The following is a 230-nucleotide window of genomic DNA, read 5'->3' on the forward strand; positions in this document are numbered from 1 at the left end:
AAAGCGACTGGCAAGGGCGGTGAGGGCGGTAATCGCATTACCTTGCTGCGTAATGTTAACGACAAATGGGAGCAACATCGCTTTATCGCCAACCTGACGGCGCCGTTTGGTATGCAGCTGGTGGGCAACACGCGGTATGTGGCGAACGCCGATAGCCTGGTGAAATACCCGTATGAAACCGGGCAACCCGAGAGCCGCACCCCCCCGGTGGAAGTGACCGAACTGCCGGG

1 pseudogene is annotated in these 230 nt (G+C 59.1%); it reads left to right on the forward strand.

What is annotated here, in order from left to right:
- Positions 1–230: pseudogene (locus tag KVT28_RS27425) on the forward strand (sorbosone dehydrogenase family protein); the annotation flags it as partial.

Origin of the sequence: Pantoea sp. GbtcB22 (genome assembly GCF_019091025.1) — a bacterium.
GTDB classification, from domain to species: Bacteria; Pseudomonadota; Gammaproteobacteria; order Enterobacterales; family Enterobacteriaceae; genus Pantoea; species Pantoea leporis.